The 23,011-nt window shown below is 55.4% G+C and carries 22 protein-coding genes; 4 read left to right on the plus strand and 18 right to left on the minus strand.

The genetic code is table 11. The features are described from left to right. Positions 1–62: 62 nt before the first annotated feature. The gene (locus A4E19_01550) at positions 63–704 is read right to left on the minus strand and encodes a hypothetical protein (protein OQW35473.1); all 642 of its coding nucleotides are present in this window, start codon (positions 702–704) and stop codon (positions 63–65) included. 36 nt (positions 705–740) lie between these two features. Then, positions 741–1,001 carry a hypothetical protein gene (locus A4E19_01555; GenBank protein ID OQW35474.1) on the minus strand — a complete coding sequence of 87 codons (261 nt, stop codon included), beginning with the start codon at positions 999–1,001 and terminating at the stop codon, positions 741–743. Positions 1,002–1,057: 56 nt separating this feature from the next. On the opposite strand from A4E19_01555, the gene A4E19_01560 reads away from it, so the two are divergent. Next, complete coding sequence (locus A4E19_01560) at positions 1,058–1,540, plus strand: hypothetical protein (GenBank protein OQW35475.1); 483 nt, start codon at positions 1,058–1,060, stop codon at positions 1,538–1,540. A 21-nt stretch (positions 1,541–1,561) separates the two neighbouring features. Here A4E19_01560 and A4E19_01565 read toward each other — a convergent pair whose 3' ends face one another. The 4 genes from A4E19_01565 to hppA all read right to left on the minus strand — a co-directional run bounded on the left by A4E19_01565 (position 1,562) and on the right by hppA (position 8,034). After that, complete coding sequence (locus tag A4E19_01565; GenBank protein ID OQW35510.1) at positions 1,562–3,736, minus strand: GTP pyrophosphokinase; 2,175 nt, start codon at positions 3,734–3,736, stop codon at positions 1,562–1,564. Between the two features lie 6 nt (positions 3,737–3,742). Beyond that, positions 3,743–5,440: a single-stranded-DNA-specific exonuclease RecJ gene (locus tag A4E19_01570; GenBank protein OQW35476.1), complete on the minus strand. Its 1,698-nt coding sequence runs from the start codon at positions 5,438–5,440 to the stop codon at positions 3,743–3,745. A 155-nt stretch (positions 5,441–5,595) separates the two neighbouring features. After that, positions 5,596–5,793 carry a ubiquitin gene (locus A4E19_01575; protein ID OQW35477.1) on the minus strand — a complete coding sequence of 66 codons (198 nt, stop codon included), beginning with the start codon at positions 5,791–5,793 and terminating at the stop codon, positions 5,596–5,598. A gap of 183 nt (positions 5,794–5,976) precedes the next feature. Continuing rightward, on the minus strand, positions 5,977–8,034 hold the full coding sequence (gene hppA, locus A4E19_01580) for a sodium-translocating pyrophosphatase (GenBank protein ID OQW35478.1): 2,058 nt from the start codon (positions 8,032–8,034) through the stop codon (positions 5,977–5,979). A gap of 331 nt (positions 8,035–8,365) precedes the next feature. On the opposite strand from hppA, the gene A4E19_01585 reads away from it, so the two are divergent. The 3 genes from A4E19_01585 to A4E19_01595 all read left to right on the plus strand — a co-directional run bounded on the left by A4E19_01585 (position 8,366) and on the right by A4E19_01595 (position 10,588). Further along, a complete protein-coding gene (locus A4E19_01585; GenBank protein ID OQW35479.1) occupies positions 8,366–9,535 on the plus strand; it encodes a hypothetical protein in 1,170 nt (389 codons plus the stop codon). A 96-nt stretch (positions 9,536–9,631) separates the two neighbouring features. Then, a complete protein-coding gene (locus A4E19_01590; protein ID OQW35480.1) occupies positions 9,632–9,886 on the plus strand; it encodes a hypothetical protein in 255 nt (84 codons plus the stop codon). Positions 9,887–9,979: 93 nt separating this feature from the next. Next, positions 9,980–10,588: a hypothetical protein gene (locus A4E19_01595; protein ID OQW35481.1), complete on the plus strand. Its 609-nt coding sequence runs from the start codon at positions 9,980–9,982 to the stop codon at positions 10,586–10,588. Positions 10,589–10,864: 276 nt separating this feature from the next. Here the strand turns inward: A4E19_01595 and A4E19_01600 are convergent, their stop codons facing one another. From A4E19_01600 to A4E19_01655, 12 genes are all read right to left on the minus strand, one after another. Beyond that, a complete protein-coding gene (locus A4E19_01600; GenBank protein OQW35482.1) occupies positions 10,865–11,284 on the minus strand; it encodes a hypothetical protein in 420 nt (139 codons plus the stop codon). After that, the gene (locus A4E19_01605; protein OQW35483.1) at positions 11,281–11,511 is read right to left on the minus strand and encodes a hypothetical protein; all 231 of its coding nucleotides are present in this window, start codon (positions 11,509–11,511) and stop codon (positions 11,281–11,283) included. Before A4E19_01605 ends, A4E19_01600 begins: the two co-directional genes overlap by 4 nt. Positions 11,512–12,143: 632 nt before the next feature. Then, positions 12,144–13,031: a hypothetical protein gene (locus A4E19_01610; GenBank protein OQW35484.1), complete on the minus strand. Its 888-nt coding sequence runs from the start codon at positions 13,029–13,031 to the stop codon at positions 12,144–12,146. 141 nt (positions 13,032–13,172) lie between these two features. After that, complete coding sequence (locus A4E19_01615; protein ID OQW35485.1) at positions 13,173–14,336, minus strand: hypothetical protein; 1,164 nt, start codon at positions 14,334–14,336, stop codon at positions 13,173–13,175. A 286-nt stretch (positions 14,337–14,622) separates the two neighbouring features. Continuing rightward, a complete protein-coding gene (locus A4E19_01620; protein ID OQW35486.1) occupies positions 14,623–15,921 on the minus strand; it encodes a hypothetical protein in 1,299 nt (432 codons plus the stop codon). Positions 15,922–15,940: 19 nt separating this feature from the next. Beyond that, a complete protein-coding gene (locus A4E19_01625) occupies positions 15,941–16,390 on the minus strand; it encodes a hypothetical protein (protein ID OQW35487.1) in 450 nt (149 codons plus the stop codon). Between the two features lie 74 nt (positions 16,391–16,464). After that, positions 16,465–17,289, minus strand: a complete 825-nt coding sequence (locus A4E19_01630; GenBank protein ID OQW35488.1) for a hypothetical protein — start codon at positions 17,287–17,289, stop codon at positions 16,465–16,467. 87 nt (positions 17,290–17,376) lie between these two features. Then, positions 17,377–18,630, minus strand: coding sequence for a hypothetical protein (locus tag A4E19_01635; GenBank protein ID OQW35489.1), 1,254 nt, complete (start codon positions 18,628–18,630; stop codon positions 17,377–17,379). Positions 18,631–18,641: 11 nt separating this feature from the next. After that, positions 18,642–18,920, minus strand: a complete 279-nt coding sequence (locus A4E19_01640) for a preprotein translocase subunit TatA (GenBank protein ID OQW35490.1) — start codon at positions 18,918–18,920, stop codon at positions 18,642–18,644. Between the two features lie 27 nt (positions 18,921–18,947). Further along, on the minus strand, positions 18,948–19,754 hold the full coding sequence (locus A4E19_01645) for a hypothetical protein (protein ID OQW35491.1): 807 nt from the start codon (positions 19,752–19,754) through the stop codon (positions 18,948–18,950). Positions 19,755–19,772: 18 nt separating this feature from the next. Beyond that, positions 19,773–20,897, minus strand: coding sequence for a hypothetical protein (locus A4E19_01650; protein ID OQW35492.1), 1,125 nt, complete (start codon positions 20,895–20,897; stop codon positions 19,773–19,775). A 49-nt stretch (positions 20,898–20,946) separates the two neighbouring features. Continuing rightward, complete coding sequence (locus A4E19_01655) at positions 20,947–22,725, minus strand: B12-binding domain-containing radical SAM protein (GenBank protein ID OQW35493.1); 1,779 nt, start codon at positions 22,723–22,725, stop codon at positions 20,947–20,949. Positions 22,726–23,011 lie beyond the last annotated feature (286 nt).

The raw sequence follows: 23,011 nt of genomic DNA on the forward strand, positions 1-23,011 counted from the left end.
GTTGACCGGAAGCCCACTCCGGCACCCCCCTTCGCGATTCACACGACCACGACAATGTACGATCAATGTGAAGAACCAGCTCTGATGAGCTTCGTCACTTCGGCAACGCGTTGGCCTAGAGCCTTGGCTTCCGCAAGCTCCTTGTCATCTATACCCGGACTCTCTCCCTCCGTCGTGGCCGACGCTCCAAAAGCTCCGCCGCCGCCCACCACAATCATCTGATTTCCCAACATCGCGGCGAGAATGGTCAACATCGTCACCTCTTTCCCGCTTGAGACTTGTCCCGCCGTGGCGAAAGCCGCCCCCACCTTGTTTTTCATCTTGAACTCGGGAAAGACCCCGAATTTGAATTGCCAATTATCGAAAAAAGTCTTCACCTCTCCGGACATGTTGGACCAATAGACTGGAGAGCCGACCACCACCGCATCGGCGGAAAACAGGTCTTCTGCGCTCACCTGCCCCACACGTTTCATGACAACCTGCGTGCCGGCGATCGACCTTGCGCCGGCGACCACCGCTTCCGCCATGCGTTCGGTATTTCCCGAGAGGGAATGATAGGTCACAAGAACGGTAATCGATGGCGCAGCCGCGTCCGCCCAGGACCACGACGCGCATCCGGTGCAGAGCACGACCCACGTCAATGCAATCGCCTGAAGATACCGTGATGCACTCAAGGAATGGGCCCTGGTGGGATAAGTTGACACAACCTCACGGTCCTGATGAAACCGGCACGGAAAAAGTTATCGTCGAAACGTCTCTTCCTCCATATGCTCCTCAACCGACACTTCCGTCAGGGTTCCACGATAGGTACAGCGGTGGCACCGAATGCGCCATTCTTCAATCCACTTTTCTTGAACATAGGACTGGCGACACCCGGGGCAAACGAAGACACCTTTTTTGTATAACACCCGTCGTTTTTCCTGCATGGTCTCCTCTTTCTTGCTGCGTCTGAGGATGGCACATCGCCGGAAAGGATTGCAAGATTGACGGAAGACAATCACCCCCGGCCCACACAGGTTCCTTGACTGCAGTAACCCGGCTGGCTAGGATGCGCATCATGTTGTTGACGAGGGTAAACTCCTTCTCTCTGTGGTCCATGGCCCTCATTGGGTTACTTCTCTTTGTGTTGCCGACATCCGCCCTTGCGGCCGCTGATACAGAGCTCGTGCACATTCATACTCCCTCAGGTATCACGATCCACGCCGAAGTCGCCGACACGCCGTTGAAACGTGCGGTGGGCTTGATGTATCGGGATCACCTCAAGAAAGACCATGGAATGTTATTTTTCTTCAGTCAGCCGCTCGCCTGGTCCTTCTGGATGAAAAATACCAAGATCCCCCTCGATCTCATTTGGTTGGATGCCAAAAAGCGGGTCACCCATATCGAACGCAATGTCCCGATTTGCACGAAGACCGATGATTCCTGCCCTCAATACCGTCCGCACAGCGATGATGCGATGTACGTGCTGGAAATTGCCGGGGGGACGGTTGATGCGTATAAGCTCGAGAAGGGAACGAAACTTTCTTTCGGCCAGCCCTAGCCTCTTCCCTCAGTTTTTCTTTCAGGATCGTTCCTGCCAGGATCGAACACGCCGCGCGGTAATGACACCATCGATCCGTTCAATGGTTTTCAACACGCGGTTCAGGTGGGCCGTATCGGCAATCTCGACGACAAAATCAAGTTCCGCCTTGCGGTCTTCCCGCGTAATGATTTCAGCGCGGCTGATATTCGCCTTGCATTCGGCGATCGCGGATGAGACGTTCGCCAACACTCCCGTCTTGTCCTCGGCGATGACGGCGATTTTGACCGCATGCTGACCCGGTGTGGCCGTATCCCATTCCACTTCCACCAATCGTTCTCGGTCATAATCCAACGCTTCCAGGTTGGGACAGTCGACGGAGTGAATCGTGAGGCCCCTTCCGCGCGTGATGTATCCCAAGATCCTGTCACCGGGGACGGGGTTACAGCATCGCGACAGTTGCATCAGCAAATCCCGTCCGCCCTTGACTTGGACCCCCGGCTCCGTCCCCCTTGTATGGACGACTCTGGGGGCTCCCGTCGGCTCGGGCTGAATCGCAGGACGAGCTGTTGGAGTCGTGAGTCGTCCGATGAGTTGGGCGGTTGCGAGGTGGCCGAATCCTACGGCCGCAGCGAGCTCATCAGTCGTGGCATACCCTTCTTGCTTCGCGATTTCCAGCAGCGCATTCGACTTCAAGACCTGCGACGGAACCAAGCCATGGCGACGAATGTCGGTTTCAAGCAAACGCCAACCGATTTCCAAGCTTCGTTTCTGTTCCTCTCCCTTGATCCAATGCTTGATCTTGGTCTTCGCGCGCGACGTGCGTACGAACTTGAGCCAATCTTTATGCGGAGTCTGATTCGGCGATGTCAGAATTTCGATGGTGTCGCCGCTCGTCAGCTCATGTTTGAGCGGAACGATCTTTCCGTTGACCTTCGCCCCAACGCAGTGGTCGCCGACTTCCGTGTGGATCGCATAGGCAAAATCGACGGGCGTGGCTCCTTTCGGCAGTTCCTTGACGGTTCCCTTGGGAGTAAAGACGTAGACGACGTCGTGGAACAACTCGAGTTTCACGGAATCCATGAATTGACGATTGTCGGGCAGGTCTTTTTGCCATTCGATGAACTGCCTCAACCATCCGAAGGTCTTGCTGTCTTTGTCGTGAATCCGCCCCTGCTCCTTGTATTTCCAATGGGCCGCGATTCCGTATTCGGCCACCCGATGCATTTCTTCCGTACGGATCTGAAACTCCACATGTTCGCCCTTCGGCCCGACGACGGTCGTGTGGAGGGATTGATAGAGATTCGACTTGGGGATCGCGATGTAGTCCTTGAAGCGGCCCGGCAGCGGCCTCCACAACGAATGGATGACGCCCAGGAGCGCGTAGCAGTTCATCTTCGTATCGGTAATGATCCGCAAGGCGGTGAGATCATACACCTCTTCGAACGAGATCGACTGTTTCTTCATTTTTTGGTAGATGCCGTAGAGATGTTTGGGCCGTCCGTACACGGCTCCGGTCAGCCCATTCTCTTTCAGGGCTTGCTCCACGAGCGCTTGCACCTCTTGAATATATTGCTGACGATCTTCATCGCGCTTCGCCACGCAGACCCTCAAGGTCTCGTAGGCGTCCGGCTTGAGGTGTTTCAAGCACAAATCCTCCAGCTCGTTCTTCACCCAACCGATTCCGATGCGATTGGCCAAGGGCGCATAGATCTCCAACGTCTCTTGGGCGATTTCCTGCCGTTTTTTCTCATCGAGATGTTCGAGGGTTCGCATGTTGTGGAGCCGATCGGCCAATTTGATGATCACGACACGGATGTCGTCCGCCATCGAGAGCACCATCTTGCGAAAGTTCTCCGCTTGCTTTTCTTCGGAGCTCCGAAACGTGATCTTCCCGATCTTGGTGACCCCGTCCACCAGATGAACGACTTCCTTTCCGAATTCACGCTGAAGTTCGTCGGCCGTCGCGACCGTATCTTCCAGCGTATCGTGTAACAATCCGGCCACAATCGCAGTAACATCGGTTTTGAGGGAAGTCAGGACGCCGGCCACGGCCACCGGATGCTTCACATAGGGCTCTCCGGATCGACGCACTTGTCCTTCATGCGCCCTTGCGGAAAATTCATAGGCTTTCCGCACCATGCCGAGATCGGCGTCCGGCTGATAGCTGTGCAGGTGATCCAGCAGTTGATCGATACTTGTCACGGTTTCATGCATCATCGATTACTCGCAGCCCGACGCTCTGATATCTCTGATGCGCAGTTGAATCCGATCGTACCCGTTCCAATGATTCAATTCCGGCGTAAACGCGACGTCGATAGGCGTCTTGAGAGACAACCCATGCTCGTCCAACGATTTCATCCCGAATCCAATGCCGTCAAAAGGCAGCGATCCGCCCTGGCGGACCGTCATCTTCAAATGTTTCTCTCCGACAACTCGTGCGTTGAGAATGTCCAGCCCCTTGACGGCAAACATCGGCTCCGGATTTCCCGCGCCGAAGGGATGCAGCGCCCCGATTTCCCGAATCAACTGCAACGTAACCTCGTTCAGCCGCACCTCTGAATCGACATGCAACAGGGGAACACTGTGTGTTTCTCGAATCCAGGCCTCCGCGATTGCCGAAAACCGTTCTGAAAATTCAGGTAACCGCGCCTCTTCAATCGTAATGCCTGCCGCGCTCGGATGCCCGCCGAAGGCCACGAGCAGGTCTCGACAAGCAGTTAAGGCCTGATATAGGTCGAATCCGGGCACGGTCCGAGCCGAACCTTTTCCAATCCCTTCCTCGTTCACGGCGACAACGATCGTCGGACGATGAAATCGTTCCATGATCCGTGCAGCCACGATCCCGACGACCCCCAGATGCCATCCGCGCGCATACAGTACAATGCCGCCCCCCCACTCCCGTGCTTCCGCTTGAGCCAACGCTTCCCGGAGGATATTGGCTTCGAGTTCGCGACGGGCTCGATTCAACCGTTCCAGATCTTCAGCCAACGATTTGGCTTCCCGTTCCGACTCCGTCGTCAGAAGTCTGACCCCTTTGATCGCCTCATCCAATCGCCCCGCGGCATTGAGTCGAGGACCGAGTTTAAAACCGACGGTTTCCGTCGTGCATTCCCGGCTCACGCCGGCGACCTGCTTCAAGGCTCGGATGCCGCAGCGCGCCCCCCGTGAGATTTGCGCGAGCCCTTCTCGCACAAACAATCGATTTTCATCCTGCAACGGGACCACATCGGCAATCGTGGCAAGCGCAACTAAATCCAGGAGGGACTCCACAGGCACTGAACCGGGACCATATTTTGCCTCATAAGCTTGTGCCACCTTGTAGGCCAAACCACCAGAACAGAGGTCACGAAAGGGATACCGAGCGTCGGATCGCTGCGGGTTCATCATCGCCAACGCCGGCGGCATCTCCGCGCCGCTTTGATGATGATCGGTCACGACGACATCGATTCCCAACTCATTGGCAAGGCTGATCTCACGATGCGATGTGGTCCCGCAATCGGAAGTGACCAATAAAGAGACGCCCTCCTTGGCCAAGGTTCGAACGGCACGCTCGTTGAGTCCGTACCCCTCCCGCAGACGATGAGGAACATAGGCCCTGACCTCGGCGCCGAGGCCGCGGAAAAAGGAGAGGTATAGACTCGTAGCGGACATGCCGTCCACATCATAATCGCCATAAAAACATACGATCTCGCGCCGTTGCATCGCTTGGTGCAGGCGGTCGACCGCCTTTTCTATATCCGGAATCAAGAAAGGATCATGGGTTCGGAGCGGAGAGATCCAGGCGGTGGCCTGGTCCACATTGGTGACGCCCCGGTTAAGCAACAAGGAAGCCGTGGCCGATGAGATGGATAACGCGTGTGACAGGAGGTTTCGTCGGATGGGATCGACTTGACGAACCACCCAGAGCTTTGACGGCATCCTCATCCTCTCAAGAGCCTGGGCCGCGACCATAGTCAGACCACGGAACACAGGAGACCGGAGCAGACTGTAATAAGTCGCTCCTTCTTTGTCAAACCGACGAGCTTGGAGAGGAAGGGTCAATCGAGCGGAAACGGGGAAGCGGAATCGAAGGGTTATTCGCCTCCTTTCTGGACGTAATTCTTCACGAATTCTTCAGCGTTTTTTTCAAGGACGTCATCGATCTCATCGACCAGCTTATCGATGTCCTCCTTGATTTTCTTGCCGGCTTCGACGACCTTGGGATTCGCCTTGACTTCTTCTTTACTCTGCGGCTCTCGTCTCGGCTCTTGCTTTCGTTCCTGCTTTTCCATTCGAGCACCTCCCGTGGACCAGGGGAAACCCTCGCGATTAGCCGGCAACCACCGATCGTCAACTCACCATACTCTAGGGTACCGAAACCCGTCAAGGCATAGGGAGAAACGAAAAGCGCCGTGCCCCCGGGGACACGGCGCCATATCACATCCAACGGTACTGTCGGAATCTAGAACGGCAACCTAACCCGCGATCAACGACACGATGAGCAAGGCAACGATATTGATGACCTTGATCATCGGGTTCACCGCAGGTCCCGCCGTATCCTTGTATGGATCGCCGACCGTATCGCCGGTTACCGCCGCCTTGTGCGTATCGGTGCCCTTCAAGCCCTGCTCTTCAATGAACTTTTTGGCATTGTCCCAGGCGCCGCCGCCACTCGTCATCGATATCGCGACGAACAAACCGGTCACAATGCTACCGACCAGCACGCCCCCGAGCGCCTGTGGGCCGAGTACCAAACCGACGATCACCGGCGAGGCCACCGGAATCAAGCCGGGAACCATCATCTTCTGAATGGCCGCTTGGGTCACGATATCGACGCACGTGCCATACTCGGGCTTGCCCGTGCCTTCCATGATACCCTTGATCGTTCGGAATTGCCGCCGCACCTCTTCCACGATCAACCCTCCCGCTTCACCGACGGCCCTCATACACAGTGAGCCGAAGATGAACGGCAACATGCCGCCCAGGAATAGGCCCACCAAGACTTTTGGATTGGAAAGGTCGAACGCGGCAAGCGCCGGATTGTGCGCCGCCACTTCGCGCGAGTATTCGGCAAAGAGCACGACCGCCGCCAAACCGGCGGACCCGATTGCGTAGCCCTTGGTGACCGCCTTGGTCGTATTGCCGACGGCATCCAATGGATCCGTGATATCTCGAACTTCCTTGCCTAAGTGCGACATTTCCGCGATCCCACCGGCGTTGTCGGTGATCGGACCGAACGCATCGATGGCCACCACGATCCCGGCCATCGAGAGCATCGCCACCGCTGCCACCGCCACACCATACAACCCGCCGGACTCTGCGCCGCCGCAAATCCAGTAGCTCCCGAGAATCGCCGCGGCAATCACCACGACCGGAGCCGCGGTCGCCTGCATGCCCACTGCCAAACCGGCGATGATGTTGGTCGCATGACCGGTTTCGCTCGCTTTGGAAATGTACTTCACCGGCTCGTACTCTTTTGACGTGTAGTAGTCGGTGATGAACACCAGCGCCAAGGTCACGGCTAAGCCGATGAGCGCCGCGATGTAGTAACTGAACCCGCTGACCCCGCCGACACCGCCCATGATCATAAAGGTAATCGGCAGGAATGCCACGGCGGCAATCCCGCCGGCTACGAATAGCCCCTTATACAGGGCCGGCATGATGTCGCCGCCCGGAGCCACCTTGACGAAAAGAACGCCAACGATCGTGGCGAAGATGGTAACACCGCCTAAAGCCAATGGATACAGGATCGGTGCGGTCGCCCCTTTGAACATCGTAAAAGCCAACACCATGGCTGCCACGGTCGTCACCGCATAGGTTTCGAACAGGTCAGCGGCCATACCGGCGCAATCGCCCACATTGTCCCCCACGTTATCGGCGATGACCGCCGGATTCCTCGGGTCATCTTCCGGAATCCCCGCCTCGACTTTGCCGACCAAGTCGGCACCAACGTCCGCCGCCTTGGTGTAGATCCCGCCGCCGACGCGGGCAAACACAGAGATCAAACTGCCACCGAATCCCAGGCTGAGCAACGCGTGAATGGCTTTTTCTTGTCCGGCCATCGATTCTGCGATGGTATAAAACCCTGTAATGGCCAAGAGCCCAAGACCGATCAGCAAAAGACCCGTCACCGCTCCACCACGGAAGGCCACGACCAAGGCCGCATTCATCCCATTGTGAGCGGCTTGAGCGGTCCGCACATTGGCACGAACCGCAATGATCATTCCGACATAGCCGGCAATAGCCGAAGCGCCCGCCCCGACCAAAAAACCGACGGCGGTAATCAATCCAAATTTATCGGACACGGCTCCAGCAGCCGCCAGAATGACGAACAGACCAGCGGCCACATAGGCGACGGTCTTGTACTGCCGATTCATGTAGGCGCCGGCGCCCTCTTGAATGGCTTTTGCAATTTCCTGCATCTTGGCATTGCCGGCGTCAAGCTTGAACACCCACATCGCCAGGTACAACCCATAGCCGATACCCGCCACGGCCGCTATGAGGGCAAACGTGATAATCGCTGAGTCACTCACGGGACATTCCTCCTGCTGGTTAAACGGACTCCTTATGTCACACGGCTCTCCGTGGCTTCAACCCATCCAAAGTACATGCGCGAGTGGGGAAACCCAAGGCGGGCGGGAGCAGAACTGGAAGCTAACCACCCGAAAAGCTGGGTCATTCTATAGGGTCACAGTGAGAGGATCAAGACAAAAGACGGCGTTCTTGCTGCCAACAAGCTTATCGCCAACTTGACAATGACTATCCATGCAACGACCCCTTTTGCACTGGATTTGACGAGTGATTTGCCTCCGGATGGAGTGATACGATCATGGTACATCTTCCATACGGGACAAGAGGTTACGTATGAAAACCGTGATCTTTCAAATGATCCTGTGCCTGTATATTGCGAGCCTCCTCATGGCATGTGGAAGCGATGGCGACACGCAGAACACCGTCCCTGTCTCAACCAGCCTGAAGCTGCAAATCATCGCAAGCAACCTGAACTCTCCGGTGTTCTTGACCGCTCCTCCTGATGATGCAACTCGCCTGTTTGTCGTGGAACAAGGAGGTGCGATTAAGGTCCTTGATCGAACATCCGGAGCCGAGCTTGGAACGTTCCTCACGATAACCGGCATCACTAGCGGTGGAGAGCGAGGATTGCTGGGAATGGCGTTTGATCCAAATTACGGCGTCAACGCCCGGTTCTACATTCACTATACGGACGCCAATGGCGCGATCACCATCGCTCGGTTTCTCCGGTCACCGACGAACCCCAATGTAGCTGATCCCAACTCACGGTTCATCTTGGTGTCCATTCCCCATCCAACCTTCGCGAACCATAACGGCGGCATGGTGGCGTTCGGACCGGATGCTTGTCTGTACGCGGCCGTCGGGGATGGAGGAGGTTCAGGGGATCCGGGCAACAATGCCCAAAATCTCGCAAGCCGGCTAGGAAAAATTCTCCGAATCGACCCGACTACGCCAGAAACAGCCTGCACTGGCGGAACAGTCAATCCATTTGTCCTCAGCGGAGGTGATCGGCTGGTGTGGAGCTACGGGTTGCGGAATCCCTGGCGCTTTTCGTTTGATGGCGGTGATCTCTACCTCGCCGATGTCGGCCAAGGTGCCCGGGAAGAAATCAATGTGTCGCAAGGCCCCAACGCCGGACGTGGACTGAATTACGGCTGGCGCCTCATGGAAGGATCGGCCTGTTTTAATCCAGCGACCAATTGCAATACCGGTGGACTCACGTTACCAACTGTCGAATATCCGCACGACAACGGCGCCTGCTCCGTCACCGGAGGCTATGTCTATCGCGGCCAGGCACTACCGGCCATCCAAGGCACCTATTTCTATGCCGATTTCTGCGCGGGCTTCGTTCGAAGTTTCCGCCTCAATAATGGCTCGGCTCTCGAACAAACAGAATGGCCGTTGCTCGCCGCTTCCTCAATTACGAGTTTCGGCCGGGATGGCATGGGTGAGCTCTATATCCTGGCTCAAAATGGCACCATGTCTCGAATCGTCCCTAACTAGAGTTTCGCCCTGCTACTTCGTAGCCCCACCCGCATGCCTCTCGGTCTGTTTACGATTATCCCCGACTTTGATATAGTTGCGCCCGGCAAACGACCTATGGGATTCGAACCCAACTACATCGTTGTGGACGGCCAAACGTTCAGCAAGGCCAAATTGGCGCTGGACAATCACGTCTACAAGAACTGCCAGATTGACGACTGCGACCTGTACTACAGTGGCGGACAATATGAACTGCTCGACACGCACATCACCAACTCTCGACTGATCCTGAACCATCCCGCAAAAGGCATCTATAATGCCCTGCAGATCTTCAAGATGAAGTCCCCGGGCTCCCGCATCGTCTTCGAATAGCTCCGAAGGACGCTGTCCTTGTCCTACGCCTACGACTACACAAGGGTTACAGCCAGTGAGAGCGCTACCAAACGATACTGGCGCTCCCTCAAGATGGCGCTGACCCGCAGCGTGAGGGCCAAGACGTTCCAATACGATGGTCGGGAGTACGAGTATCTATATCATCCCTATAACAGGACCTGGAAAAACGAGCGTGGCGTCGAGATCCCCATCTTCCGTGAACTCCTCCTCGAATATGAAGGCAAGCGGGTGCTCGAAGTGGGCAACGTCCTGTCTCATTATTTTCCCATCCATCATGACGTCGTCGATAAGTATGAGGTCAGCTCCGGCGTCATCAATCAAGATATCGTCGAGTTCGTCCCTCGAGAGAAATACGACTTGATCATCAGCATCTCGACGTTGGAACACGTCGGGTGGGACGAACAGCCACAGAAACCAATCAAGCTGCTGCAGGCGATTGATCGTCTGCGATCCGCATGTCTGGCCCCCTCCGGCCGGCTCGTGGCGAGCCTCCCGATCGGGTACAACCGCTATTTCGATTATTTGCAGAACAACGGCAAGAGTCCGTTCAGGACCCAGCACTTCCTCAAACGGATTTCACAGCAGAATTATTGGATTGAGTCGGATTGGGAGCACTGCCGCGACGTGCCCTACGGCCGCTTCGTCGCCCATGCCATCTGCATTGGGACCATCCAGGGATAAACACGTCGACCAACGATGTCGGGTTGAGCTCTGCTGCCTCGTAAAGGTTAACCACACTTCTGCAGCAACGTCCCAAGACACTTGAGCGTCCCCAGTGGATTCTGCAGTGGCGCTTTGAGAAGCACTATTGAGGGGAGTCGGATTGCCAGCAGTTCCCTACAACCGGTTCGTCGCGGCCGCCATGGAAACCATCCAAAATTGACTGCCCAATCGAACCGGAGTCGGTTTACACCAGTCGTAAATTATGCCGGCCGACTGAAAAACAATGGCACTGGTTCACTTGAAGGGATTCGCGATTCGTAGTTTTCCAAACACAGCACCGTCGTGAAAATCCTCGGAGTAGAGGAGAGTCGTTCCAGCCACGAGAGCCGCTTCTACAATCAGCGCATCCCAAAATGAGATTTTAGCCTTGCTGCTGCGCTGGATACCCAACAGAATCAAGGGGGTATCAACCTGGACGATCGGGAACGCTGCGAGATCTTGTACCGCCTTGAGTGCAGTATCGAGATCAAGTGGAACGGCCAGCTTCCTCGTCACAGACACATAGAACTCTTGCAGTACCTGAGTGCTCAGAATGATCTGCGTCCGCAGTTCCTGGCTTGAGAGGAGTGCTTGCGCACGTTGCTGTTTGGCAGGAGCATCGGCATCAAATAAATAGACCAGCACATTCGTATCAAGAAACACTCGCTCCTTCATCGCTCGTGGAGGTCTTCACGGGTCCACCGCCGATTCCCCCGTCTTGTTTTCGTCCGCTGAGACAACCGCAACAAATCGTTGATCGCCTTTTCCTTTTGAGCCTTCATTCCAGCATAATCAGTCAGGTAGTCCCGCACCACCGCATTCACAGACGTCCCCTCTTCCAGCGCCCGCATACGAGCACGCTTCAGCGTATCACCTTCAATCACAATGGTTAAATTCGCCATGCCGCCCTCCTAGTTACACACGGAATCAGTGTAGCACTGGTTCTATGTCGCAGCAACATTCAGCATGTGAAAGAGGATGGTCTGGGGAGCCGGGCTAGCCGCACATTTCGGTTGATCACCACGTTGTCGAACCACTTCACAGCTTCCTGACCACGCCAATTCCGACGCTGCTGAGATAATCGAGCAACCCAAGATTTTCGAAGTACGCTTGCTGCGATGGCGTCAATGAGACCGCGCCTGTCCGCATCAGCATAAAGAATAACAACGCCCAGCCAGCGGACAGAAAATAGAAGCCACAATAAGCCAGACGCCGATGGGCCGTCTCCGAAGATCACTATTTCGAGTCGAGTTAGGTGCCGAGGATGATTCCGTTACAACACTGAGCTTCTTGCCGCATTTCGTACAAAATACCGCTCCTGTTCCCGCCGGATTCCCGCAGTGTATGCAGAACATTCTCACCACCCATACGAGCCATCTAACGGCTGAGATGAGCAGCCGTTAAATTCCGCAGCGCGAGTTTGGACTCGGATGTGTTGCTTGATGCATTGCCACATCCTATAGCAAAACTGAGAACTGTCTACACGTCGTACAAGCTCACACCCTAATCCGTCGCCACCATCGCGCCGTATTTCTCACAATGGCAAGCCACAAATTTCTATAAACCTCACTTTATGGCTTGGAACTCCAGCGCTTACCAGCGTGCTATTCATTTCTAAAATTTCTGATTGAATATAGTAGGTCACAACCCATTCAGGATCTGAATATCTAGTAGCATTAACGATCTCTACAAAGTAGGGAATATCAACTTCGGACAATGAGTGGCCAACGACGTATATCTCCTCTATTCCTGCCAACGAATCGAAGTAACCTCTGTGTTTCTTGACGATCTCATGCACGGGCTTATACGTAGCAAAAAAGTAGCTATCCAGAATGTCATTTGCCTCGGTTTCCCTGGTGTCTTGCGCTTCCAAATCAAGACCGTGGTTCAGTGACTGTCGCCCATAAGGATTAACGGCATGGCCAAGAACCAAGTCAGGCTGATTATCTGCAACACTGTTGTGAATGTGAAGGACCCGTCCTGGAGAAATCTGATAGAGACGCTGCAGCGTGCTTGTATAGTTAAAATTTAGATACCGCGCTCCAGCATCAAGTGGCAGCAAAGGCACCGAACATGACGACACATCTGGAATTTTCAGGGTCTTTGCCCAAGCGGTAAAGGCAGCTTTTAGGCCACTGGAAAGCGCATCGACAATTTTCTCTACCTCGTACTGATAGTCATGGTGATAGCTATCACTCCAGTCTTCAGCACCATATGAATCTAGAAAGGCCGATGCGTTGTCGACGATAAAATCCACATCTAGATGCGCCAGCTTGGCTTCAAGGTTTTTCCAATCTCCCTCAAACGGCAAGTACGTTTTAACAACTTCGTGTAGCTCGAAATTTACTTGCTCGAGGTAACGACCAAACCCACCATAGCTGGATTTGATCCCATGATACAGGTCAAATCCATTCCCAATCACATAGAGCCTTTTCCGTGGCATTCCCTGAACCTGCTAAGAAACCTAGCGTTTGAGTTGAGGTTTGCGAAACTGGCTTGTCGGCGTAGCGTCTCTCCCAAAGATTGCAACGCCATTGAGCGGGGCTGGTAACGCTGTCCACGGCTACTTGCCAACCGGAACGTTCTCCGTCCGCTTGACGATTTCAATCGGTTGGAAGACCGGATCTTGTGACCCCTGAGATGACTCCGCTTCAACACGCTGGAGAAATGAGGCAGGGCCATTCAATGGAGCATAATTGAGCCCGACTTCGACATCGAAGGTTTTGGTATCTTTCGGTGTGGGGAAGATGAAAGTTTCCTCTCTCGTCTCTTCGGGTTTCAAGACTGTGTCTTCGAGGACTTTCGCCGCTTCGAAGTCGAAGATCGTCTTCTGTCCTTGAGCATCGGCATAGGTCCGACCATAGACACGCTTATCGGAAAACACCGTTTTGAGATTTTTCCCTTTGATGTCCAGATTGAGAACCACCGCTGCCCAGGCCGGATGGGTAGCCGGCAGGTTATGCGGCACCAGGCTTTGGACCTTGACCGTCACTGTCGTTTTGTCACCGTCGATCTTGGTCCGTACGTCAAGTTTTGCCGCTTCTTGCCGAAGTTTCCCGATACGTCCGGGGAAACTATGGTTGGCGATCGTCCGTTTCTTTTCCCCATTGGCTGACTCGCCGACCTGTTGAGGCATGTGGCAGGTTTGGCATTCTTTTCCGGACTTGACCGCTCGGCTCTGATCCCAGTTCCCGAGCAAGTCGTTGGTCTTGCCCAGGTTCGTCGCGGAAGGTACCGACTGATGGCAATTCAGACAGAGGTCGGACTTCTGAAACAGACCTAATTCCATTGAGTGATGCGCGAGGTTCTGAACGAAATCCTTATATGGCCCATAGAGCGTCTTCCCGCCGGTCTCATACTTTGGCTCAGGAGGATGTTTGGCTCGATCGACCTGCCTGATCAAATGGCATTGACTACAGGCGACACCATCGAGAGATGGCTCCCCTGATTTTGCTTGATCAATAAAGACTTGGGCATGGTCCGGAAATTCCCGCACATGCGGGGCATGACACCGGAAACAGAGCGCTTTGTCTTTTCCCGCCGCAGAATTCAAGTAGATGTCGAGCGAGGCACGAAACGCCGGAGAATGGAGAGACTTCGCCAAAGGCGAGGTTTCCCACTCTTCATACACCCGTTCATGACACCGTTTGCACTTGGTGGAATGGGGAAAGGCCTTTTCAATCATGGACTGACCGGTTGCATTCTGAGCGGATACGGGAGTGAACACGCCGTCAGCTAGCAGAGCAACACACATCGTTACGGCAAAACCAAGCCAGACCGCAGAATGTTCAAAAGGGCATTCCAGCAAGGCCGCAGCGAGATTCGCGAGGCGACGAATAAGGAGCCTCACGTTTGCGGACGGGCGCGAGTTGGTGAGCGCCCAGTGTCTTAGAGGCAAGGCGTAATCTTTCTCACCCGGCCCGCCCCGAGCTGCTTTCGCAGCTCTGTCCCGTCGGCACGTTGAGCGTCTAAGCGATGCGAGAACGATGCTGGAGGACTTTTTCAACATTCTGCTAGGAAAGGGATTTGACACGATACGTCAAGAAATGCCGCTGGGTATATTCTTGGATGATTTGCTTCGCCTCTTCGCGCTCTTTTTCGGTCTGCAAGGATGCAAGATACTTGTCCGCCAGCGTAGGCTGGGGCGTGGGAATGAGCGCATAGGTGAGCACAGCCTCTACCGAGGACGCAGCGGTCCCGGCGGGAAGCGTCAGTGAAAATGGAATCTTCCTCGTATGGCCCCCCTTGATGAAAGGGTCAGGAATCGGACCGCGAAGAATCTTCTCATAGGGCACCCCAAACTGTTTGATCTCCTCCGCCAAGGTCTTGCCCACCGCATCCTTGGCCGTGACGGTCAGAAAGAACTGTTTCAACACCGGATCGCCATCGGGAAAACCGTGCGGCAGGCTGCCGACCTTCACAATGCCCATCCCTTCCACCACCATACCGGTCTTTTTCACCTCGACATCGATCCGCGGCATCCACTCGGCCTGCAGGTTCCGATTCTTGAGCAGGGTCCCGGAGACGACGACCCCGCGAAACCAATGCCGCCCGATGGCTCTGGTCATCGCCCCCCGTCGAGAGGTGGAACTGCCGGTCGAGCGCTCCATGTGGCAATCCTGACAGATCGTTCCCTCCAGGATTTCTCCCGGCAGATTCTTCTGCGCAACATCCTTCACTTTGTCGAAATGGCAAGCGGCACAATAATTGGCCCCTCGAAAGTGCTCAGACTGCGCGGCCGGATGGACAAGATTTTCTTCGGGATTGGCATAGGGGCCATACAAGGTCTCGCCTGGCTGCACCTTAAATGTCGGCGGTGAGTTTCTTCCTTTGTCCATTCCATTCATCAGATGGCAGGCCGAGCACCCGATTCCTTCGATTCCCGCCTTGCGGCCAAGCACGTGCGACACGATTTTTTCGGCATGCTGAGGGAAGACGGTGACGGCGGGCACATGACAGGAGAGACATCGTCCCTGTTCATCCGCGGTCGGATTCGTCTGTTTCCAAAGACCCAACACCGTTCGAAAGACAGGCGACTCCAACGACGTACCATGTAGAAGTGCGGCATCCACCCGGCCAAAGGTCTTCAAATCCGGCGTTTGTTCTCTGGTCCCCTTCCACTCCTCATAGTGACGCTCGTGGCATTGCTTGCAGTCTTCAGAACGGATGAAGACTTTTTCAATTTCTGCAACCCAGTCGGTCTGTGACGGGACAGTGCCTTCTTGAGCGATCGCCCACTGAAGACCAAGACCGTTCAGGCATACCGCAATCACCGTCAATCCCACTGAGCCGACGAGTCGCAGCTTTGCCATGCTCACCCGATCTTCATCCCTAGTCTCGCTTGCACCCAACAAAGTGAAAATTGACGCCCCAGCCGATTGGTTCGCCCGGATCCGCCGGCTCATAGGTTCCGACGGTGAAGTTACATTGCTTCATCGCCTTGCTGATGGCCCGCCCGAAGTCCGCCATACTTCGAATCTCTTGCTTGTCGATTTCCTTGATGACGGACCGGACCTTGATTCCCGCATAGTCCGCTCGTGAATTCCCGATGACTTCAAACACCGCCACACCTTGCGGCTGCTGCAATTTCAGCTCTTTCTGAATATCCTCGTCCACGGCTCCCACGACGATACCGAACTCCTCCCCAAGCCTCGATGCTTCTTCTTCCGTCATTCCACCGTCCTGAGTCGCCGCCCAAATATTCCCCATGCTGCCGATCAGAAAATCGCCGAGCAGCACGGTTCCCAGCAGGATGAAACCCTGTAAGATCGTGCTTCTCACCGACCAACCTCACAGTTCAGCTCCCCAGGAACAATCAGGTGGCCACCATGGATGCGAAGGCCTTCCCGCCGCACTTACAGCTTGGCAATGGGATCGATGCTGAGTTGAAACCATGGCGCCACGGCCTTCTGGCCGTTTCGCTCTTTGTTTTCCCCATTCCACACCGCGAAGGATACGGTCTGAACACGACCGGGAACGAGCACGGCTTCATTCTCTTGCTCCTCGCTCACCAGTGGGCGGCGCATCACGACATGCCAGACCCCGTCTTTCCATAACGCGTGCCCCTGGACCCTCCCCTGCTTGTCCTTCGTGGTCAGCGTGCTGAAGCCTCCGCCGATCAAATCTTCCACCGAGGAAACCCGCCTGGGAATGACCTCGAAGGTCCGCACGCCACCTTCCTTTTTCTCCGATGTGCGCGCCGCTCGCCGATCGATATCGCTTTGCCAATCCGCCTTCCAATGCCAGATGTTGATGTAGTGATCCAGTTGCCCCATGCAAAAAAAAGCCGGCGCATCTCCGAGTGGAAGACCGATCGCGACGCCATCCCTGAAGGTACCGGGGGTCAGTCGATCATTTTTCGTGTTGTCGGGCCATTCGAGGAGGAAGGCGATATCGGTCCCGTTGTGGACGGACCGCACGGTCAAGGCCCGCACGGTCGGTTCGGGCCATACCGGCCTGGTGATCACTTGTCCGCTCAGCGGAATGGTGGTCGGCGGAACCTTCTGCCAGGCCGCCTCATCGGCCGCGTTCGGCAAATCCCCTTCGATCAAGCGAGAGCGGATGGTCATCCCCTCGGAACTGACCAAAGGAATCCCGAAAGCACCGAGGATACTGGCGATGACGATCAACCCGGAAAGAAGGCCTAGAAGGTGAACCGGGGAACCACCGACGTTTGTCATTCGCACCGTACAGTACTCCGACAAAGAGCCGAACTCAGAATATCACAAAACCTATGCGGGACAAATGCGGAGCAATGGGTGGGCGGGCTACGAGAGCTTCACACGGCGGATCTTGTTTTCTCCCCGTTCACAGATATAGAGGTGGCCTTGGGAATCCAAGGCCAAACCCACGGGTGAATTCACCACGGCCTCGGTTCCGAGCAAACCGTCCCCGTGTCTCACCATCCCGGCTGACTCCTTGGCCACGAACCGTGCGGCCCCGCAGCCGCCGATGTTCTTATCTTCATAACCGCTGTCTCCGTTCCCCGCAACCGTGGCAATGAGGCCGGTGCTCACATCCACTTTACGGACCCGGTGGTTCATCGTGTCGGAAATGTAAAGATTGTCCTCATGATCGAAAACCACGGCTTCCGGAGCATGCAACATGGATCGGACGGCGGGCTTGTCGTCACCGTCGTACCCATACCGGCAAATACCCGCAACCGTGGAAACAATGCCCGTCCGTGAATCGATTTTTCTGACGCGGTTGCTCCCTTTGTCGACAAGGTGCACGTCACCCCTACTGTCCACCGCGATCCCGACGATGTCGTACAGGCGCACGTCCATCGCGGGCTTTCCATCGTCCAGATACATCGACATATCCAGCCCATCGGAACAGACCGGCATGAGCCATCCTTGATCATCGCTGAAATCGATTCCGATCGCGTCGCCCGACAGCACGACTAAATTTCGAGCGACCAACGGTTGCTCCCGCGCTTCATCTTCCACCGACCACGTTCCGGCAATCGTCGTGACCACACCTGTCTTAGGATCGAACCGTCTGATTTTATGCGCTTGGGTATCGGCGATGAAGAGGACATCATTACGGTCAAAGGCGATCGCCGCAGGCCAGGTCAGATTGACCTCCAACGCAGGACCATCTCCATTGAACCCGTGCTGACCCGTCCCGACTACCGTGGTGATGACACCGGTCTCGTGATCGACCTTTCGAATCCGGTTGCTCCCGGAATCGCAGATATACAAATTGTTCCGGGAATCGAACGCGACCCCTAGGGGCAAATAGAGCCCTGCTTCCGCGCAGGAGCCCTCGTCTCCGCTGTAACATGTTTCTCCGATGCCGGCGAAGTTATGAAGCGTGCCTTCTTGGAGATTGATGCGCCGAACTCGGTCGGACCCTGACTCGGCAAGGTAGAGCCACTGTTCCGTCTTGTCGAGCGCAATGTGATGGGGGAGCGGAATGCCGGCTTTCACCGCCCGTTTGCCGTCCCCCGTGCTTCGGGCCTTGCCGTTCCCGGCAAAGGTTTCAATGTAGCCGACCGCCAATTCGAGTTCGGTGCTCATACGCGGATGTGTCAGGCTCGTGGAGCCGGCTGCGCAGCGGCCCCTGCAGGCTGATTCAATGCCGCACTCTGGGTTGAAGACGCGGCGGTCACCGGTTGAGGGGCGGCGGCCTGTTGCACGGCCGCCTGAGCCTCGGCTTCGATCGCATCCGCCTCGTGGACGGACTTCTTGAATCCCTTGATCGCCTTGCCGAGTCCCTCGCCCAATTGCGGCAATTTCCCCGCCCCGAAAATAATCAGCACGATCATGAGTATGAGAACCAGTTCGGTGAACCCTAGACTGCCAAACATAGTACACCTCTTCCTAAAAGTGGTGAATTAGGACCTCGGACCATCCTTGGGTTTCTTGGCAAACCGCTCCTTCAACCGTTTGCGGGCCTGCTCCGCCTGCTCGAACATCTTGCATTTGTCATACACGCCGATGAGGTTGTAATACGCGAGCGGTTCATCCGGGTTGTGTTCCACCGCACTCTCCATGACTCTGACCGCCAGATCGGTTTTCTTGTGGCTGAGCGCGATTTCCATCAGTTTGAAGCTCGATTCCATGTGTTTAGGGTCCAGCTCCAGAGTACGAAGATAGCACTGAATCCCCATGTCGATCGTGTTGTAGTCGGACACCTGAGGATTATCCAGCTCGATATAGACCCCGGCGAGGTTGTACCAAGCGATCGGATCATCCGGCGTGATTTCGACGAGGCGCTCATAGAAATCCTTCGCTTCCATGTATTGTTTCTTGTCCGCGTGAAGCCTTCCAAGGTTGAACAACGCCAGGACATCATGGGGGAAGATCTCCAACGCATGTCGAAACTCGGCTGCGGCTTCATCGGTCATGCCCTTGGTCGCGTAGATCGTGCCAAGATTCGCGTAATACATGGCCAACGACCGATTCATTTCCGCGCGAAGCGATTCCGCCATCTCGATCGCTTTCTTGACCTCGGCCAGCGCATCGTCGAGCCGGCCTTTGCTGAAGTACAATTCCCCGAGCCGACAACGGGCCTGAAAGTCATCGGGTTCGGCGGCCAACAATTTTTCGATGCCGGAGATTTCCTCGTCCGGCGTGAGCGGCTGATCGCCTGGATCAAGCACGGTCTCTGACTGCGATGGCGTCGATCCTGGATTTTCCATAATTCTCTCGCTCTGAAACTAAGCCTTCCCGGCAAGGAGCCCGTCGGATGCGGGCACCACAGGGCCGGCGGTGGCCGACAGCGATTCGGCGGCGGTTGGTTTTACTCGATCAAGGGCAAGCAACATGACTCCCAGAACGACCATCAACGTCAGGTTCGAAAATAGTAACGCATACCCGGCAATGAACATGAGCCCGATCCCATAGCCGGCCAGTCGCCCGGTCATCAGCAACTTGACGACCGTGTAGGACCAACAGAGGAACCCGCCGACATACAGTGCAAACGGGAGATAAAAGGTGTAGCCCATTCCAAACTGAAAAATCCAGCCAATACCCTGTGACGCCTGCCGGAAGACAGCCGCAAACCCCGGGCTCACCGTCTCTAAGACATAGTCGACGATGATAAGCGAAGAAAAAACGAGCCCCGTGGTCGACCAAAACCAGATGGCCCTGTTCCGTTGCCGACGATTCTTGGTTCGGAGCGACAAGCTCTTGCTCTTGCCATAGACTACGAATACCGTGAAACTGGCGACCACCATCAACGCTTCACCGATGCGATGAGATTCGTACACCAAGGGAGGCGCCGCCAAGGTTCCCAGAAAACCATAGATCGTCGAAACGATCTGATAGTACAACCACCCCGCAACACCCAAGTAATAGGTGACCGCCAGCATCCGTTGCGACGGCGCACGATGAGTCATCACATATTCCGACACAAGCGCCGTCAGGACCAGCAGCGTCAGCCCGTTGTAAACGACCGCCCCCAACATGCCCGGCTGCACAACGAGAAACACCACCGTCAACAGCAACAAGAGCGCCGTCCCCACGCTGCCGAGTCTGCCGAGCCATGCCCTCTCGGCTCCTCCCCATCGATGGGCCAAGGTCAACGCGAGAGCCAAGAATAGCAGCACGGCGACAATGTTGAGGAGCCATGTGCCGACCTCCGTCAAGCCGGTGAAGGTGGGTGTGATCCACGGGTGTTCGGCCGCGATTTTGCTGAGATGCATCCCGAGACGGGAGACAAGGCGATACAGAACCAGTTCAAGGAAGGCGGCGAGGAGAACGAGTTTGACGGTATATTCGAACAGCGGACCGAGATCCGAAATTTTCCCCGACAACCGTTCGTTTAGAGCCGTCGTCTTCATGACCGTTCTCGCACCAATCCTTCATTATAGCCGCCGTAAAAAAATCCGGTCAACGTGCGGCCATCGGCGCCTGTCCTGCGCCTTCTTTCGCCCTTGAGATGTACAGAAGCCCATCCGCCATCGCATAGTTGAAGGGCAGCTCGCACACGACTTCGCTGATCCGTTCATAGACATACCGATACAGCCGTTCCGCCTCATCGGGAGTCATCCCTTCCTGCACTTCATAAAAAAATCCGAGACTCAGGTCTTCCGCCGAGGGACGCATGATGCGCCGAATCCCGTATCCGCCCGGATCGCTCATGATGGGCGCTTCCTTTTCCAAGTCGAACAGGCAGGGTTGGCAAGAAAATCCATACGACTCGTGAAGCTTTTTGTTTTCGACGATAAAGTTCATGGTTTCCAGCGCTTCTTCTTCTTTTTCCGTGGGGAACCCGACGATGATGTAACAATGCACGGCGATGCCGAGATCCACGCAGTCATCCGCGATCCGCCGGACCCATTCTTGCTTGATCCCCTTCTTCATGAAATCCATAATCCGCTGATTGAAAGACTCCAATCCAAAGACGATCTTCAAACATCCGGCATCCCGCATCGACGCCAACAGCTCGCGTGAGAGATTTTTCTCAAACCGCATCTCGCACGTCCATTTGACGTCGAGCTGTTTTTCGATCAATTGGTGACACAATCGCTTCGTCGGCGCCAATGCAAAGCACTCGTCGGTAAAGAAGAAGTGGCGCGCCCCATAGCGCTGTTTCAGCCATTGCAGCTCTTCGACCGTACGCCCCGGGTCCTTCTGCCGGAAATTCTGGTGATCGAGCGTCAGCGCGCAGAACGCACAATCTTTGTAGTAGCAACCCCGCGAAAACTGGACCGGTAACACCGGTTCCGGAGACAAGTAACGATCCAGCGGAAATCCGTCATAATTCGGCGCGGGGAGCTGATTGACATTTTCCGAATAGAACGGTTGGTTGACCGTGATTTTGCCGTTCTGTCGATAGATCAGGTTTGGGACTTTGCTGTAATCTTTTTTGCCGGCCAACTGATTCACGAGTTCCAGCAACGCCGTCTCTCCCTCGAATACGACGATGTCGTCGGCTAACTCGAAGAGACTCGGACATCGGCGAATGTTGTCCACCAGACGGGTGAAAATGCTGCCCCCGATGGTCACATGAAGATCCGGAGCGGCTTCTTTGATCAGTCGACAGAGCGTGAGGCCTGGTATGATTTGCGACGTGGCTGTGATCGAAACCCCAATGAGATCAGGACGGCTGTCGACGATCGACGAGATGAACCGGTTCCGAAACAGACTCAGGTAGGGATTCTGCGCTTCATCACGAACGACTCGCATGAGGTCTTTAGAGGAATAAATGGAATAGTTCCCAAACTGATTGTCCACGACCGTGAGCCTGGTCGGGAAATAGATCGCGGAGACCACTTCCAACCACTTGTCGATCATGAAGAGGCTCGCCCGATAGGCATCCGGATCGTAAAATCCTTCGCTGCGCAACGTTTCCTTCGCAAGCTCAATGCGATCTGCGAGATAGGAAAACCGGTCGAGCGAGTCCGTCACCTTCACGTAATGTTCGCGACTTCCGTGCCCCGTCTCCCCGGTCTGAGTCCGTTCAAGTTCACGCTGTTTGGCGACCAGCCGTTGATGGACCTCTGCCGCATAGTCTCTGGTGAGCACCGCGTCCAACAATTCGATCCCGAGGTCCCGCTGCGAGACGTCGGAAATGCCGCCCTGATGCAAAAATCCAGTCAGGGACGGCAAGCTAAGATACGGTTGAGAAGGATGCCAGGTAGGGGGAAAAAGCAACGAGACTTTCATGCGACGCCGGTCCTTTTATGCTTGAAAATCAGTAGGTTCGAGACGTTGTCTTCTTATACCCTCCGCACTTCTCGAAATGCAATCCTACCAAACGGGACAACACCGAATCCGGGCTGCTGAATCATTCAGAAAAAAGGCCCCGAACCGTTCCCACAGTTACCGGGATCCCGATCCGAGGCCTTTTTAACTTTACGCGACGCCGGCGATTGCCGCAGTCGGTCCAGAACAGTTCAGCGCTACAGCTTCAGCGTGAACCAGGTCGACAGCGACTTCATGCCGTTCCGCT

The organism is Nitrospira sp. SG-bin1 (genome assembly GCA_002083365.1).
In the GTDB taxonomy this organism is placed as follows: Bacteria; Nitrospirota; Nitrospiria; order Nitrospirales; family Nitrospiraceae; genus Nitrospira_D.